The 15,397-nt window shown below is 61.1% G+C and carries 10 protein-coding genes and 1 other RNA gene; 6 read left to right on the forward strand and 5 right to left on the reverse strand.

Annotated elements, in window-relative coordinates:
* Nucleotides 1-5: 5 nt before the first annotated feature.
* Entirely contained in the window at nucleotides 6-4,463 is a 4,458-nt protein-coding gene (gene gltB / locus BRD58_RS02895; protein ID WP_012847398.1) for a glutamate synthase large subunit, read from the reverse strand.
* Between the two features lie 680 nt (nucleotides 4,464-5,143).
* Here gltB and BRD58_RS02900 point away from each other — a divergent pair.
* From BRD58_RS02900 to mtgA, 4 genes are all read left to right on the forward strand, one after another.
* Entirely contained in the window at nucleotides 5,144-6,049 is a 906-nt protein-coding gene (locus BRD58_RS02900; RefSeq protein ID WP_015460901.1) for a TIGR01212 family radical SAM protein, read from the forward strand.
* Between the two features lie 188 nt (nucleotides 6,050-6,237).
* Nucleotides 6,238-8,574, forward strand: a complete 2,337-nt coding sequence (gene arcB, locus BRD58_RS02905; protein WP_015460902.1) for an aerobic respiration two-component sensor histidine kinase ArcB — start codon at nucleotides 6,238-6,240, stop codon at nucleotides 8,572-8,574.
* A gap of 375 nt (nucleotides 8,575-8,949) precedes the next feature.
* Complete coding sequence (gene elbB / locus BRD58_RS02910; protein ID WP_012847402.1) at nucleotides 8,950-9,603, forward strand: isoprenoid biosynthesis glyoxalase ElbB; 654 nt, start codon at nucleotides 8,950-8,952, stop codon at nucleotides 9,601-9,603.
* Entirely contained in the window at nucleotides 9,600-10,334 is a 735-nt protein-coding gene (mtgA, locus tag BRD58_RS02915; protein WP_069578174.1) for a monofunctional biosynthetic peptidoglycan transglycosylase, read from the forward strand. Before elbB ends, mtgA begins: the two co-directional genes overlap by 4 nt.
* 61 nt (nucleotides 10,335-10,395) lie before the next feature.
* On the opposite strand, the gene dolP is transcribed toward mtgA, so the two are convergent.
* Genes dolP through BRD58_RS02935 form a run of 4 tightly spaced genes read right to left on the reverse strand, consistent with a single transcriptional unit; the run spans nucleotide 10,396 to nucleotide 14,056 of the window.
* Entirely contained in the window at nucleotides 10,396-10,986 is a 591-nt protein-coding gene (gene dolP / locus BRD58_RS02920) for a division/outer membrane stress-associated lipid-binding lipoprotein (protein ID WP_012847404.1), read from the reverse strand.
* A gap of 10 nt (nucleotides 10,987-10,996) precedes the next feature.
* Nucleotides 10,997-11,587 carry a DnaA initiator-associating protein DiaA gene (gene diaA / locus BRD58_RS02925; RefSeq protein ID WP_012847405.1) on the reverse strand — a complete coding sequence of 197 codons (591 nt, stop codon included), beginning with the start codon at nucleotides 11,585-11,587 and terminating at the stop codon, nucleotides 10,997-10,999.
* 46 nt (nucleotides 11,588-11,633) lie between these two features.
* Nucleotides 11,634-12,020: a YraN family protein gene (locus BRD58_RS02930; protein ID WP_012847406.1), complete on the reverse strand. Its 387-nt coding sequence runs from the start codon at nucleotides 12,018-12,020 to the stop codon at nucleotides 11,634-11,636.
* Nucleotides 11,978-14,056 (reverse strand): penicillin-binding protein activator, encoded by a 2,079-nt coding sequence (locus tag BRD58_RS02935; RefSeq protein ID WP_069578176.1) that lies wholly within the window; start codon nucleotides 14,054-14,056, stop codon nucleotides 11,978-11,980. The genes BRD58_RS02930 and BRD58_RS02935 overlap by 43 nt, the downstream gene beginning before the upstream one ends.
* Before the next feature lie 60 nt (nucleotides 14,057-14,116).
* Here BRD58_RS02935 and rsmI point away from each other — a divergent pair, with 60 nt between their 5' ends.
* The gene (gene rsmI / locus BRD58_RS02940) at nucleotides 14,117-14,986 is read left to right on the forward strand and encodes a 16S rRNA (cytidine(1402)-2'-O)-methyltransferase (protein ID WP_015460905.1); all 870 of its coding nucleotides are present in this window, start codon (nucleotides 14,117-14,119) and stop codon (nucleotides 14,984-14,986) included.
* Nucleotides 14,987-15,011: 25 nt separating this feature from the next.
* Nucleotides 15,012-15,390: RNase P RNA component class A (gene rnpB, locus BRD58_RS02945), an RNA gene on the forward strand.
* Nucleotides 15,391-15,397: the final 7 nt, after the last annotated feature.

The raw sequence follows: 15,397 nt of genomic DNA on the forward strand, positions 1-15,397 counted from the left end.
CCTCCTTATTGTGCCTGTACGCGCAGCTCGGCTGCGGAGCGGCTACGGTGTCCCAGCAGCGCTTTCACGTCGCTGGATTTGGGCTTGATTAAGACAAAGCGCGCGGCCCACTGCGGCCAGTCGGCCAGAATGGCCTCTGCGCGCCCGGATCCCGTCAGCCGAACGTGTTCGGTGATCAGCCCGCGCAGGTGCTCCTCGTGGATCGGCAGCGCCGCCATTTCCAGCACCTCAACCAGCTCGGCGTTGACGCGTTGGCGGAATTCGCCGTCCTCATCGAGCACATAGGCAAAGCCACCGGTCATGCCCGCGCCAAAGTTGATACCGGTGCGGCCTAACACGCAGACGATACCGCCGGTCATGTATTCACAACCGTTATCTCCGATCCCCTCAACGACGGTGAGCGCGCCGGAGTTACGCACGGCAAAGCGCTCGCCGGCGCGCCCGGCGGCGAACAGCTTACCGCCGGTGGCGCCGTACAGACAGGTGTTGCCGATGATGCTGGCCTCATGGCTGCGGAAGGCGGAGCCGACCGGCGGGCGGATGACGATACGGCCGCCCGCCATGCCTTTTCCAACATAGTCGTTGGCATCACCGGTCAGGGTCAGCTCAAGGCCCGCGGCATTCCACACGCCAAAGCTCTGGCCTGCGGTACCGCTAAACTGGATTTTCAGCGGCGAGGCGGCCATTCCCTGCTCACCGTAGCGTTCGGCGATGGCGCCGGAAAGCGCGGCGCCCACCGAGCGATCCGTGTTATGGATATCACAGAATAGCGCGCGTCCCTGACGGGTCGCGATATTGTCCTGTAGCTGAGACAGCAGGCTCTGGTTGAGCTGTCCCGGATCGAAGGGGGGGTTACCTTCGCTGCAGTACAGCCCCTTGCCCGGATGCGGCGTGGCCGTATGGAGCAGAGGCGCCAGGTCCAGGCGGCTTTGCTTGGCGGTCACTCCCTCCAGCACCGTCAGCAGATCGGTGCGGCCGATCAGATCCACCAGGCGGCTGACGCCCAGCTGCGCCATCAGCTCGCGGGTTTCCCGCGCAATAAAGTGGAAGTAGTGGGTCACGCGCAGCGGCAGGCCGTGGAAGTGGTCGCGGCGCAGCTTTTCATCCTGGGTGGCGACGCCGGTAGCGCAGTTATTGAGGTGGCAGATACGCAGATATTTGCAGCCCAGCGCCACCATGGGACCGGTGCCGAAGCCGAAGCTTTCCGCGCCGAGGATCGCGGCCTTGATGATATCGGCGCCGCTCTTCAGGCCGCCGTCCACCTGCAGGCGGATCTTATGGCGCAGTCCGTTGGCCACCAGCGCCTGCTGGGTCTCCACCAGGCCGAGCTCCCAGGGGCACCCCGCGTGTTTCACGGAGGAGAGCGGGCTGGCGCCGGTGCCGCCGTCATAGCCCGCGATGGTGATCAGATCGGCATAGGCCTTGGCGACTCCGGTCGCGATGGTGCCCACTCCCGGTTCAGAGACCAGCTTAACGGAGATCAGCGCCCGCGGATTGACCTGTTTGAGATCGAAGATCAGCTGTGCCAGATCTTCGATGGAATAGATATCGTGGTGCGGCGGGGGAGAGATCAGCGTGACGCCGGGCACCGAATAGCGCAGTCGGGCAATGTACGGCGTCACCTTATCGCCGGGCAGTTGCCCCCCTTCGCCCGGCTTGGCGCCCTGCGCCACTTTAATCTGGATCACATCGGCGTTGACCAGATAGGCGGGCGTGACGCCGAAGCGTCCAGAGGCGACCTGCTTGATACGCGAGGCTTTATCGGTGTTGTAGCGCGCCGGATCCTCGCCGCCCTCGCCGGAGTTAGAGAAGCCGCCCAGGCCGTTCATCGCCTGGGCCAGCGCCTCGTGGGCCTCGGGGCTCAGCGCGCCGATGGACATAGCCGCCGTATCGAAGCGTTGGAACAGGGCGCTTTCCGCCTCAACCTGCTCCAGCGCCAGGGGCTGCGCGACGGGGCGCAGCGCCAACAGATCGCGCAGGGTGGTGATCGGGCGCTGATTGACCAGGCTAGCGTAACGCTGGTAGTCGCGATAGTCGCCGCTCTGCACCGCCTGCTGCAGGGCCTGCACCACGTCGGGGTTGTAAGCGTGATACTCACCGTCGTGGACATACTTCAGCAGTCCCCCCTGCTCCAAGGGCTGGCGTGCCAGCCAGGCCCGGCGGGACAGATTATGCAGATCCTGCTGGAAGTCGCTGAAGGTCGCTCCACCGATGCGGCTGATGACCCCGGGGAAGCACAGATCGCAGATCGCGGGGTGAAGGCCGACGGCCTCAAACAGCTTGGAGCAGCGGTAAGAGGCCACCGTTGAGATGCCCATTTTGGACATGATCTTGTACAGCCCTTTATTGATCCCGTTGCGGTAGTTCAGCATGACCTGGCGATAGCTGCGCGCGATGGCTCCGCTGTCCACCAGTTTGGCCAAGGTTTCATAGGCCAGGTAGGGGTAGATTGCGGTGGCGCCAAAGCCAAGCAGTACGGCAAAGTGATGCGGATCGCGCGCGCCGGCGGTTTCGACGATGATGTTGGCGTCGCAGCGTAGGCTCTGTTCGACTAAGCGCCGCTGCACCGCCCCGACGGCCATCGGTGCAGGGATCGGCAAACGCCGGGCGCTGATGGCGCGATCGGACAGAACCAGCAGCACCGCGCCGCGGCGGACCTGGGCCTCGGCCTCGTCGCACAGGGCGGCGAGGGCCTGTTGCAGATCCTGTTGCTCGGGATCGAAGGTGATATCCAGGGTTTCGGCGCGATAGTGCTCTTTCTCCTGCCCGATCAGCTGGGCGAAGTCAGAGTAGAGCAGCACCGGCGACTTAAAGTTAAGGCGATGCGCCTGTCCCTCGGCTTCGCAGAAGACGTTCATTTCGCGCCCGATGCTGGTAGAGAGCGACATGACGTGGGCTTCGCGCAGCGGATCGATCGGCGGATTGGTGACCTGGGCGAACTGCTGACGGAAGTAATCATAGATGAGGCGCGGGCGGCTGGAGAGGACGGCAAAGGGCGTATCATCGCCCATTGAGCCCGTCGCCTCCTGGCCGTTTTCCCCCAGCACCCGCAGAATCTGGTCGATCTCTTCCTGACTGTAGGCAAACTGTTTTTGGTAAGTGAGCAGCGCCGCATCGTCCAGCGTGCGGCTGCCGACTCGCTCATCGGGCAGATCCTCAAAGGGGATTAGACGTCGGACGTTTTTCTCCATCCATTCGCGATAGGGATGGCGACTTTTCAGATCGTCGTCGGTTTCCCGCGAGTGCAGGATCTGCCCGGCACGGGTGTCGATCACCATCAGCTCGCCGGGGCCGACGCGCCCTTTCTCCACCACTTCATCCGGCTGATAGTCCCAGATGCCCACCTCTGAGGCGCAGGTGATCAGCCTGTCTTTGGTTATTACATAGCGCGCCGGACGCAGGCCGTTGCGATCTAAGTTACAGGCGGCGAAGCGTCCGTCTGACATCACGATGCCGGCCGGGCCATCCCAGGGCTCCATATGCATCGAGTTAAAGTCGAAGAAGGCGCGTAGGTCGGGGTCCATGTCCGGGTTGTTCTGCCAGGCCGGCGGCACCAGCAGACGCATGGCGCGCACAATGTCCATCCCCCCGCTTAACAGCAGCTCCAGCATGTTATCGAGGGAGCTGGAGTCGGAGCCTGTTTCGTTGACAAAGGGGGCTGCGTCCTGCAGATCGGGGATCAGCGGCGTCTTAAATTTGTAGGTACGCGCCCGTGCCCACTGACGATTACCGGTAATGGTGTTGATTTCGCCGTTGTGCGCCAGATAGCGAAACGGCTGCGCCAGCGGCCAGCGTGGCACGGTGTTGGTCGAGAAGCGTTGGTGGAACAGGCAGATAGCCGACTCCATGCGCAGGTCGGCCAAGTCGTGGTAAAAGCGCGGCAGATCGGCCGGCATGCACAACCCTTTGTAGATGGTGACCAGATTCGAGAGGCTGCAGACATAGAAATCCGGATCGTCGATGCGCTTTTCTATGCGTCGGCGGGCGATAAACAGCCGGCGCTCCAGATCCCGCGGGCGCCATCCGGCCGGAGCATTGATGAAGATTTGCGCGATATGCGGCATGGAAGAGAGTGCGATCTCACCCAGCACCTCTTGATTGACGGGGACGTCGCGCCACCCCACGATGGAGAGAGTCTCGTTTTGTAGCTCCTCCTCAACGATGCGCCGGGCGGCGCTGGCCCGCTCTTCGTCGCGGCTGAGGAACAGCATGCCGACGGCATAGTTCTTGGCCAGTCGCCAGCCACGCTCTTCTGCCACCATGCGCAGGAAGCGATCGGGCTTTTGTAACAGCAGGCCGCAGCCGTCGCCGGTTTTGCCGTCGGCCAGGATGGCACCGCGGTGCTGCATGCGCGCCAGCGCATGGATGGCGGTACGCACGACCTTATGACTCGGTTCGCCTTCTATATGGGCAATCAGGCCGAAGCCGCAGTTGTCCCGTTCATGGGATGCATCGTACAACATATTCAGTGAACCTCCCCAAGCTCTGCGCGGCCCCCCATCGCCGGGCGCAGCGGCCTGTAGCTGGCAGGTTCTCGGTCGTTTGACCGGGGGCGCCCGTCGGGCAGCCGCCTGCATCAGTATTCACAAGCACACTGTCACGCGTTGCGAGGGGATCGTAACTAACTGGATAACTATGATGTGATGTTGTGTCCATCCGGAAGGGTGTTATTTTTATTTCCGGCGGCATTCCAACTTATCGGGAAAGATTTCGCAGGTCAAATGTGGGCTGCATCACAGTTTCTTGGAGGTCATTATGTGATATGGAGTTGATTTTTAATGAAAATATATAAAAAAGTGCCCTAATGTATCGCGGGAAGCGGGCCGAACGCGGCTACCGGGTAACACTGTCAAATGAGCCTGTTTGTTATTTTATATGCTATTTAAATAAATTACTTAAGATTAATATATCGCATATAGAGAAGATGTTGATGATTAATTTTGTTTTTACATCACGGACTTATTCCGGCGCGGATGGGCGCAGAGCGCGGCGCTGCTCCGTGCGTAAAAATGAATTTAAAGTCACTTAAAGTGAATTTTGATACAGATATGGCGCAGGGGGATCTCCGTTGGCGCGTAAAAAAGCGGCATGGAGTATAATGGCGAAACTTGCCAGCGGGTTATATAAGGCCTCTTTTACTATTATGCAGTTGCAGCAATTGGTCAATATGTTCGGCGCCGACCTACAGCGCCGCTATGGGGAAAAAATTCATAAGCTCACGCTGCACGGCGGATTTAGCTGCCCTAACCGCGATGGAACGCTGGGCCGCGGCGGCTGTACGTTTTGCAACGTGGCCTCCTTTGCCGATGAACAGATGCAGCGGCGCAGCATCGCCGAACAGCTGGAGGCTCAGGCGCGCAAAGTCAATCGAGCGCGACGCTACCTGGCCTATTTTCAGGCCTATACCAGCACCTATGCCGAGGTCTGTATCCTACGAGATATGTATCGGGAGGCCCTGCAGCAGGCCGATATGGTCGGTCTGTGCGTCGGGACCCGTCCTGACTGCGTACCGGAGAGCGTGCTTGATCTGCTGGCGGAGTACCGTGAGCAGGGCTACGAGGTGTGGCTGGAGCTAGGGCTGCAGAGCGCCAATGATAAGACGCTGCGCCGGATTAACCGCGGGCATGATTTCGCCTGCTATCAGCGTACGACCCGCGCCGCCCGGGCACGCGGGCTGAAGGTATGCAGCCATCTGATCGTGGGTTTGCCTGGCGAGAGCCACGCGGACTGTCTCGACACGCTGCAGCGGGTGGTGGAGACCGGCGTCGAGGGGATCAAGCTGCATCCGCTGCATATTGTGACCGGCAGCGTACTGGCGAAGGCCTGGCAGGCCGGGCGCCTGCAGGATCTGACGTTAGAGCGCTATGTCCACACCGCCGGCGAGATGATCCGCCACACGCCGCCAGAGGTTATCTATCACCGTATTTCCGCCAGCGCCCGTCGCCCCACGCTGCTGGCTCCCCAGTGGTGCGAGAACCGCTGGACCGGGATGGTCGCCATTAATAACTATCTGCTAGAGTGCGGTGGGCAGGCTTCCGCGCTGTCGTAGCCTGCCCACCTGCGCGGATTTTACGGTATGATTAATGACTTATCCTATTAGGCGGCCGGCGTCGTCATATGGAGTCTATACAGGCGTATCGGCCCCGGTGACATCGTTCGGCGCGCGCCGCCATCGGCTCCCGTCATGGCGTTCGCCGGGATAGGTTTAGACCGAGACAATTGCCGGGGGAGTGCAAGATGAAACAAATTCGGGTATTGGCCCAGTATTACGTTGATTTAATGGTAAAACTTGGGCTGGTGCGCTTCTCCATCCTATTGGCATCGGCGCTGGTGCTGCTGGCCATGGTGGTGCAGATGGCGGTGACCATGCTCCTGCGTGGTCAGGTGGACAGCATCGACGTGGTGCGCTCGGTCTTCTTTGGCCTGCTGATCACCCCCTGGGCCGTCTATTTCCTGTCGGTGGTGGTGGAGCAGCTGGAGGAGTCGCGTCAGCGCCTGAGTAAGCTGGTGAATAAGCTGGAGGAGATGCGCCACCGCGATCTGAAGCTGAACCAGCAGCTCAAGGACAATATTAGCCAGCTTAACCAAGAGATTGCCGATCGCGTTAAGGCCGAAGAGGCCCGTCTGCAGGTGCTGGATACCCTGCAGCACGAGATCGATCAGCGCGAGCTGGCGCAGGTAGAGCTGGAGCAGCAGTCGGCGCTGCTGCGCTCATTCCTCGACTCCTCTCCGGATCTGGTCTACTACCGCAATGAAGACGGTGAGTTTTCCGGCTGCAATCGGGCGATGGAGCTGCTGACCGGTAAGAGTGAAAAGCAGCTGATCGGACTGACGCCGCGCGACGTGTACGATCCAGACATCGCCCAGAAGGTCATCGAGACCGATGAGAAGGTCTTCCGCCATAATGTTTCCCTCACCTACGAGCAGTGGCTGGTCTATCCCGACGGGCGTAAGGCCTGCTTCGAGCTGCGCAAGGTGCCCTTCTATGATCGGGTGGGTAAGCGCCACGGCCTGATGGGCTTTGGGCGCGATATTACGGAGCGCAAGCGCTATCAGGATGCCCTGGAGAACGCAAGCCGTGAAAAAACCACCTTTATCTCGACCATTAGCCATGAGCTGCGCACCCCGCTGAACGGGATCGTCGGCCTCAGCCGTATTCTGCTGGATACCGAGCTGAATGAGGAGCAGCTGAAATACCTGAAGACCATCCACGTCAGCGCGATAGCGCTGGGGAATATTTTCAATGACATCATTGAGATGGATAAACTTGAGCGGCGCAAGGTACAGCTGGATAACCAGGCTATCGATTTTACCGGCTTTCTGACGGATCTGGAGAATCTGTCCGGGCTCTTGGTTCAGCCGAAGGGGCTGAGCTTTACGCTGACGCCGGATCCCGCGCTGCCGCATAAGGTGATGGCAGACGGAACGCGCCTGCGCCAGATCCTGTGGAACCTGATCGGCAACGCGGTCAAGTTCACTCAGCGCGGCGGCGTCAGCGTTCGCGTCTGGCGTGAGCAGCAGGATAAGCTGCTGTTTGAGGTGCGCGATACCGGCATCGGTATTCCTCCGGAGGAGCAGGATAAGATCTTTGCCATGTACTATCAGGTGAAAGATATGCACGGCGGCAAACCGGCCACCGGCACCGGCATTGGCCTGGCGGTCTCCAAGCGTCTGGCGCAGACCATGGGCGGCGATATCGTGGTGAGCAGCGTGGCGGGCGAGGGGGCCTGCTTTACCCTGAGCATCCGTGCGCCGGTCGTCGAAGAGGCGCTGAGCGAGCCACCCGCGGAAGAGGAGATGCCGCTGCCGGCGCTGCACGTCCTGCTGGTTGAGGATATTGAACTGAATGTGATCGTCGCGCGCTCGGTGCTGGAGAAGATGGGGAACAGCGTCGATGTGGCGATGAGCGGCGCCGAGGCGCTGGCCATGTTTGCGCCGCAGGAGTATGACCTGGTGCTGCTGGATATTCAGCTGCCGGATATGACCGGCCTGGATATCGCCCGCACGCTGTGCCAGCGCTATGGAAAACCGGCGCTGCCGCCGCTGGTGGCGTTGACGGCGAATGTCTTGAAAGATAAGAAAGAGTACCTGGACGCCGGGATGGATGATGTGCTGAGCAAGCCGCTGGCGGTACCGGCGCTGACGGCGGTGATCCGCCGCTTCTGGGACAGTGCCCCGGCGACGACGCTCGAGGCGGGTGAGCCCCATGCGCACGATCTCTGTGAGCTGCTGGATACCGAGATGCTGCAGCAGTATCTGGATCTGGTCGGGCCGCAGCTGATCGATCAGAGCTTGGCGGTATTCGAGAAGATGATGCCGGGCTATCTGTCGGTGCTGGAGTCCAATATGACCGCGCGCGATCAGAAAGGGATTACCGAAGAGGGACACAAGATTAAAGGCGCCGCAGGCTCCGTGGGACTGCGTCATTTACAGCAGCTGGCGCAGCAGATTCAGACGCCGACGCTGCCGGCCTGGTGGGACAATGTGCAGGAGTGGATCGACGAACTGAAGCAGGAGTGGCGCCACGACGTGCAGGTTCTACGCGACTGGGTTGCGCAGGCTAATAAAAAATGACCCCGACGGAGTCGGGGTGCGCAACGACTGCGCCAACACCAGGGAAAACGAACATTTACGCATAGTTGATGAAAGAAATTATCAAGAAAAAGTTTGCGTAAATGGAGCTAATCGGTTCGACGCACAGCGTCATCAACATACCAATAAGTTGGTTATGGATGTTAGTTCATTCATTTAAATGTGTGATGTGTTCGTTTCTTTGCCAATACAAAGCCGTAGGGTGTTGACTTCCCCTAAAGTAGTTACTAATGCACAGGGCGCTGAAATAGCACCGATGCAGCGTAAAAAACGAATAGTTAAGTGTGGTTAATTCTTTGGCGTTCTCCTTGCCGCACGCGGGGCGGGGAGCCCATTCACCGATAATGAGGAGAGGCGATGAAACGAGTCGGCGTAGTACTCAGCGGCTGCGGGGTATTTGATGGGAGTGAAATCCACGAGGCGGTATTAACGCTGCTGGCGCTGTCCCGCGCCGGGGCGCAGGCGGTGTGTTTGGCTCCGGATCGGGAGCAGGCGCAGGTGATCGATCACCTGCGCGGAGAGCCGACGGCGGAGCGGCGTAACGTGTTGGTGGAGGCGGCGCGCATTGCCCGCGGCGATGTGACGTCGCTGGCGCAGGCGGACGCCAGCCAACTGGATGCGCTGATCGTACCCGGTGGATTCGGTGCGGCTAAAAATCTCAGCAGCTTTGCTACGGACGGCGCGGCGTGCAGCATCGATCCGGCGCTGCAGCATCTGGTCACGCGTCTACATCGCGACGGTAAGCCGCTGGGGTTCATTTGCATTGCGCCGGCGCTGCTGCCCAAGCTGCTGGGCGTCCCGGTGCGAGTGACCATCGGTAATGATGCCGCCACGGCTGACGCGATTGCGGCGATGGGCGGGGAGCACGTGGCCTGCGCGGTGAATGATATTGTGGTCGACGAGGCGCAGCGGGTCGTGACGACGCCGGCCTATATGCTGGCCAACACTATCGCCGAGGCGGCGGAGGGGATCGATAAGCTGGTCGCACAGGTGCTGGATATGACCCGATGAGCCAAACGGCAGCGTCGCGTCGGGTGCTTCAGCGCATCAGGCGCTGGGGGAGCCGCCTGGTGATCGCGCTGCTGGGCGCGTGGATTGCCGCGCTGCTGATTTTCGCCGTGCTGCCGGTGCCCTATTCCACGGTGATGGTACAGCGGCAAGTCGGAGCCTGGTTGCACGGTGATTTTAGCTATGTTGCCCACCAGACTTGGCGGCCAATGTCGCAGATAGCGCCACCGATGGCGCTGGCTGTGATCGCCGCGGAGGATCAGAAGTTTCCCCAGCACTGGGGATTTGATCTCACGGCGATCGGGCAGGCGCTGGACAGCGCGGATGAGGGGGGACGCCCGCTGCGCGGCGCCTCGACGCTGTCGCAGCAGACCATGAAGAACCTGCTGCTGTGGGACGGTCGCAGCTGGCTACGCAAAGGGCTTGAGGCGCCGCTGACGCTGGCGGAAGAGCTGGTGTGGAGCAAGCGACGTATTTTAACGGTGTACCTGAATATCGCGGAGTTTGGCCCCGGGGTCTTTGGGGTTGAAGAGGCCGCCCAGCGCTATTTCCACAAGCCGGCCAGCCGGCTGACGGCGGGAGAGGCGGCGCTGCTGGCGGCGGTGTTACCTAACCCACATCGCTTCAGCGTGCGGGTGCCCTCGCGCTATGTGCTGCAGCGTCAGCGCTGGATCCTGCGCCAGATGCGTCAGCTGGGCGGCGAGGCCTTTTTACAGCGCTACGATCTGCGTTAGCCGCGGATAAACATAAAAAATCCCCGCCGCGGCGGGGATTTTTGGCTATTGCGTTGCGGCTTTACTTCAGCAGCGAGAACGCGGTAGTGACATGTTTTACCCCGCTGACTTTACTGGCCGTTTGCGCGGCGGCCTGTCCCTCTTTGGGCGTCACCAGCCCCAGCAGGAAGACCTCGCCATTTTCGGTGGTCACCTTCACGTTGGTGGATTTCACCTGGTCGCTGGCCAGCAGCTGGGAGCGGACCTTGGTGGTGATCCAGGCATCGGCCGAGGCCGTGCCCAGGCTGACCGGCTGGCCTAAACGGATCTCATTATAGACCGCCTTGGTGCCTTCAACGCCCATCGCGATCTGCTTGGCGCGGCTAATCAGCGCCTGGCTTGGCGCCTGACCGGTCAGCAGCACCTGCCCCTGATAGGCGGTTACCACGACGCGCGCCTCTTTCTTCAGCTGTGCGTCTTTGCTCAGGGCGTTGGAGATGCGGGCCTCCAGCGTACCATCGTCGACCTGGGTACCCACGCTGCGGGGATCGCTGGCCGCCTGGGTTGCCATGGTCGCACTGCCGATCACGGCGGCGACGCAGCCTTGCAGCAGCAGGGCGCTGAGGACAACCAGCGCGGGAAAACATCGGGTTAAGGGAAAACGCATCGTCATGACGACTCCTTCAGTCAGCCTGGTGAGGAAACAGGGTATTATCAATTAAATCGCACAGGCAGTTGACGGTCAGCATATGCATCTCTTGGATACGGGTGCTGCGGTGCGACGGGATGCGGATCTCCACATCCTGCTGCCCCAGCAGACCGGCCAGCTCGCCGCCGTCATAGCCGGTCAGCGCCACGATCGTCATATCGCGGGTGACCGCCGCCTCGACCGCCTTGACGATATCACGGCTATTGCCTCGGGTTGAGATAGCCAGCAGTACGTCTCCCGCATGGCCCAGGGCACGTACCTGCTTGGCGTAGATCTCATCGTGCAGGCGATCGTTGCCTATGGCGGTTAAGACCACGCTATCGGCATTTAGTGCGATGGCCGGCAGGCTTGGACGCTCGGTTTCAAAGCGATTGATCAGCGTCGCGGCGAAATGCTGGGCATTAGCGCCGGAGGCGCCGTTGCCACAGCTCAGAATTTTATTGCCGTTCAGCAGTGACTGCACCAGCGTCATTGCCGCGCGGGAAATGGCATCGGGCAGGGCTTCCGCTGCGGCAATTTGCGTTTGTATGCTTTCAGTAAAACAGCCTTTAATTCTTTCCAGCACGGTAAGTGTCCATTTATTTGGAAAAGCCTGAACAGCGTTATGCGCTTCAGACAAATGCATTGGGAAGCCATTGTAACTGGCTGCCGGTGATTGCCAAAACGTCAAAACGACAATCGGCCGTTTCTATGCTCTGATTTTGCGCCGCCAGCCAATAGGCCGCGCAGCGCTGTAGACGCTGACGCTTACGGCTATCAATACTGGCGGCCGCACCGCCGTAGCAGGCGGTTTTCCGGTAGCGTACCTCGACAAAGACCCAGGTGGCACCGTCGCGCATAATCAGATCGATCTCACCGCCGCGTAGGCGTACGTTTGCGGCGTGAAAACGCAGCCCAGCCCGCTCCAGATAGCGGCGCGCCCGCTGTTCATAGTGCGCGCCGATCTGGTGAGCGGTTATTGCACCGGGACGATGCTGCCTTTCTGGTACTGCAGCCACGGCAGTTTCCGCTGGATGACGCAGTTGTCGTTGGCGCTTAGCGTACCGGTCGCGCCCTGAACCTGGAAGCCGGGGATCTGACGCAGCTGGGCGAAGTGGTTGGCCAGCGTCCAGGCGTCAGCGCCCATGGCATACAGGCGCATCAGCGAATAGTCGTTGCGGTACTGGGCCGGTGCCTGCTGCAGAATGGCCGGATCGCTACCGGCCAGCAGCGGAATATCGCTGAACTGAACGCCCTCCATTTCCAAGCGGAAATCGGGACCGGCGCCCGCTTGATAGCTGCGTGAGCTAGCATACAGACCGATGCCGTTATGGGTCCCGTTGGCCAGATCGATCATCGGCTTGATCAGGGTGATCTCGGCCGGCGTCGCAATGATATAGACGGCGTCCACGCCGCCGCCGCTGGCTACCGGCGGCTGCACCGGCGCCGGGATGGTCAGGCCGGCAATCGTCACCGAGGCCGGCTGGGCCGGTGCGACGCTGACCGGCTGACCGGTCAGGCGGATCCCGGTGCCGCCGTTGATGGTGCTGCGCAGCTCAGCGCTGGAGCCGAAGGTTTGCTGCAGCACGCTGCTGCCGCCCAACGACTGCCATTCGGTGGCAAAGGCCTTCGCGACGCGATCGCCCAGCGGGCTGCGCGGGATCAGCAGCAGCGGGGTGCGCTTACCCTGAGCCCAGATATGCCGCGCGGCATCGCGCGCTTCATCTTCCGGTGACAGCGCGAAATAGCAGATGTTGGGATGGTTCTGCACCTGCTCGGGCTGGTTGAGCGCCAGAATATTCAGCGGCGTAGAAAGGGTATTGAGTTGATCCACGTTGTTTTTCAGCAGCGGACCGACGACCAGGCTGGCGCCAGCCTGCTGCGCCTGGCTCAGCAGCGCGGGCAGCGGTTGGCTGCTGGTGTCATAGACCTGAATATGCGCGTCGGGATTGCCCGGGCTGACGCTGGGGGCGATCGGATCGCCTGCGGCATCCAGCGGCGGCAGGGCAGCGCTATCGTTAGGGGCCGCAGGCGCCGCGGCGTCCGTTCCCTGGGCGCTGGGGCTGACGGCGCCGGCGGCGTTAACGTCCGCCGGCGCAGACGGGGTCGTTGCTGCTGCCAGCGTACCGCTGGACGCCGGCGCGCCGTTGTCTGTCGCCGCCGCCGCTGTCGGGGCGCTATTCTGACTAAATGCGCCGTTTTTCGCGGCGTTGAAGCCGGCCTCAATGGCGTCAGAGAAGACCTTAGCCTGACCGTTTAGGGGCAGCAGCAGCGCAATGCTGGCGGTAGAGGCCGACTGCAGGTGCAGGATATTGTCCAGCGCGCTGGGCAGCAGGGTCGCCGCCGGGTTATTGGGATAGCGGGTCTGCCAGTCTTTGATCGCCGCTTTGAGCAGCGCCGGATCCTGGCGGTTATCCTGATACAGCCGCAGCAGATCCAGCCAGCCGCGCAGAATATCCTCGTTGGCGTTGATCACCATGCCGTTGAGATCGGCCGGGGTCAGGGTGCTCAGCGCGGCCCAGGTGGCGTCAATATTGGCCTTACGCTGCTTCTCCTGCGTCAGCAGCGGCTGCAGCGCGATATAGGCGCGGATCTGCGCCAGGGTGGTTTTCCCCTGTGCGGCGGCGATCACCGCCTGATAGTAGCGCAGCTGCTGTGCCTGACTGAGCTGGGCGACATCCAGCTTGGTCAGGATGGCCTGCGCCTGCTGGGGCGCGTGCCGTGCGATCTCCAGCTCGGCGCTGACCAGGCGTTGCTCCAGCTGCTGAGCCTCGCTTAGCTGCGACGGCAGCTGGCCGAGCAGGTCGGCCGCCTGAGGTAGCTTTCCCTCCCGCAGCAGTGCACGAATGGCAAGTAATTGCCAGTCAGCCTTGCTATCATCGCTACTTTGCTGCATCTGCTGCAGATAGTAGTCGGCAGAGGCGGTGGCTTCGCTCTGAACGGGGGCCGGTGGCGTGGTAGATACGCGCCCGGAACAGGCGGCCAGCAGTGTGGCGGCCAAAACCAGCGGGATGAGGCGTCCGGACTTGGTGCGGACAGTGATTGAGGAAAGCATACTGTACCCAGTAAATTTTTTCAGAATGCTCAATATTAAATCGACAAACCGGATGAAACAATGAATCAAAACGATCATGCTGCCATTTCTGCGGCGACGCTGTACGTGGTGCCGACGCCTATCGGTAACCTCGGAGACATTACCCAGCGGGCGTTGGAGACGCTGAAAGCGGTCGATTTGATAGCGGCGGAAGATACCCGTCATACGGGAATGCTGTTACAACATTTTGCCATAAATGCGCGCTTCTTTGCATTGCATGACCACAATGAGCAGCAAAAAGCGGATCAGCTACTGGCGAAACTGCGCGAGGGACAGAGTATTGCGCTGGTCTCCGACGCCGGTACGCCGCTGATTAACGATCCCGGCTATCACCTGGTGCGCCGCTGTCGCGAGGCCGGTATTCGCGTGGTCCCGCTGCCGGGGGCCTGTGCGGCGATCACTGCGCTGTGCGCGGCGGGCGTGGCGTCGGATCGCTTCTGCTACGAGGGCTTTTTACCCGCCAAAGGGAAGGCGCGGCGCGATCGGCTGCGCGATCTGCAGCAGGAGGCCCGTACGCTGATCTTTTACGAGTCGACCCATCGCCTGCTGGAGAGTTTGGCAGATATGGTCAGCGAACTGGGCGCCGAGCGCTATGTGGTGCTGGCGCGCGAGCTGACCAAAACGTGGGAGAATATTCACGGCGCGCCGGTGGCTGAGCTGCTGGCCTGGGTGCAGCAGGATGAGAATCGTCGTAAGGGCGAGATGGTGCTGATCGTCGAGGGATACCAGGCGGATGACGAGGCGCTGTCGCCCGAGGCGCTGCGTACCCTGGCGCTGCTGCAGGCGGAGCTACCGCTGAAAAAGGCGGCGGCGCTGGCGGCGGAAATTCACGGTGTGAAGAAGAATGCGCTGTATAAATACGCACTCGCGCAGCAATCAGGTGACAAGTGAGGCGGAATAGCCTATTATCCGCGGCGGAGTTGACTAGACAGTCGCCGCTGTGTCGTCGTCCTTTCGGGGAGACGGGCGCAGGGGAGGAAAGTCCGGGCTCCATAGGGCAGGGTGCCAGGTAACGCCTGGGGGGCGTAAGCCCACGACAAGTGCAACAGAGAGCAAACCGCCGATGGCCCGCTGCAAAGTGGGATCAGGTAAGGGTGAAAGGGTGCGGTAAGAGCGCACCGCGCGGCTGGCAACAGACCGTGGCACGGTAAACTCCACCCGGAGCAAGGCCAAATAGGGGTTCACAAGGTACGGCCCGTACTGAACCCGGGTAGGCTGCTTGAGCCAGTGAGCGATTGCTGGCCTAGACGAATGACTGTCCACGACAGAACCCGGCTTACCGGTCAACTCCCTTCATCTAAA

The sequence above is a fragment of the Edwardsiella piscicida genome, assembly GCF_001896205.1.
GTDB classification, from domain to species: domain Bacteria; phylum Pseudomonadota; class Gammaproteobacteria; order Enterobacterales; family Enterobacteriaceae; genus Edwardsiella; species Edwardsiella piscicida.

Bases quoted from the DNA above. Each gene is read 5' to 3' on its own strand.
- rsmI (WP_015460905.1), top strand. From the start codon at position 14,117: ATGAATCAAAACGATCATGCTGCCATTTCTGCGGCGACGCTGTACGTG.
- dolP (WP_012847404.1), bottom strand. From the start codon at position 10,986: ATGACGATGCGTTTTCCCTTAACCCGATGTTTTCCCGCGCTGGTTGTC.
- elbB (WP_012847402.1), top strand. From the start codon at position 8,950: ATGAAACGAGTCGGCGTAGTACTCAGCGGCTGCGGGGTATTTGATGGG.
- gltB (WP_012847398.1), bottom strand. From the start codon at position 4,463: ATGTTGTACGATGCATCCCATGAACGGGACAACTGCGGCTTCGGCCTG.
- mtgA (WP_069578174.1), top strand. From the start codon at position 9,600: ATGAGCCAAACGGCAGCGTCGCGTCGGGTGCTTCAGCGCATCAGGCGC.
- BRD58_RS02900 (WP_015460901.1), top strand. From the start codon at position 5,144: ATGCAGTTGCAGCAATTGGTCAATATGTTCGGCGCCGACCTACAGCGC.
- arcB (WP_015460902.1), top strand. From the start codon at position 6,238: ATGAAACAAATTCGGGTATTGGCCCAGTATTACGTTGATTTAATGGTA.
- BRD58_RS02935 (WP_069578176.1), bottom strand. From the start codon at position 14,056: ATGCTTTCCTCAATCACTGTCCGCACCAAGTCCGGACGCCTCATCCCG.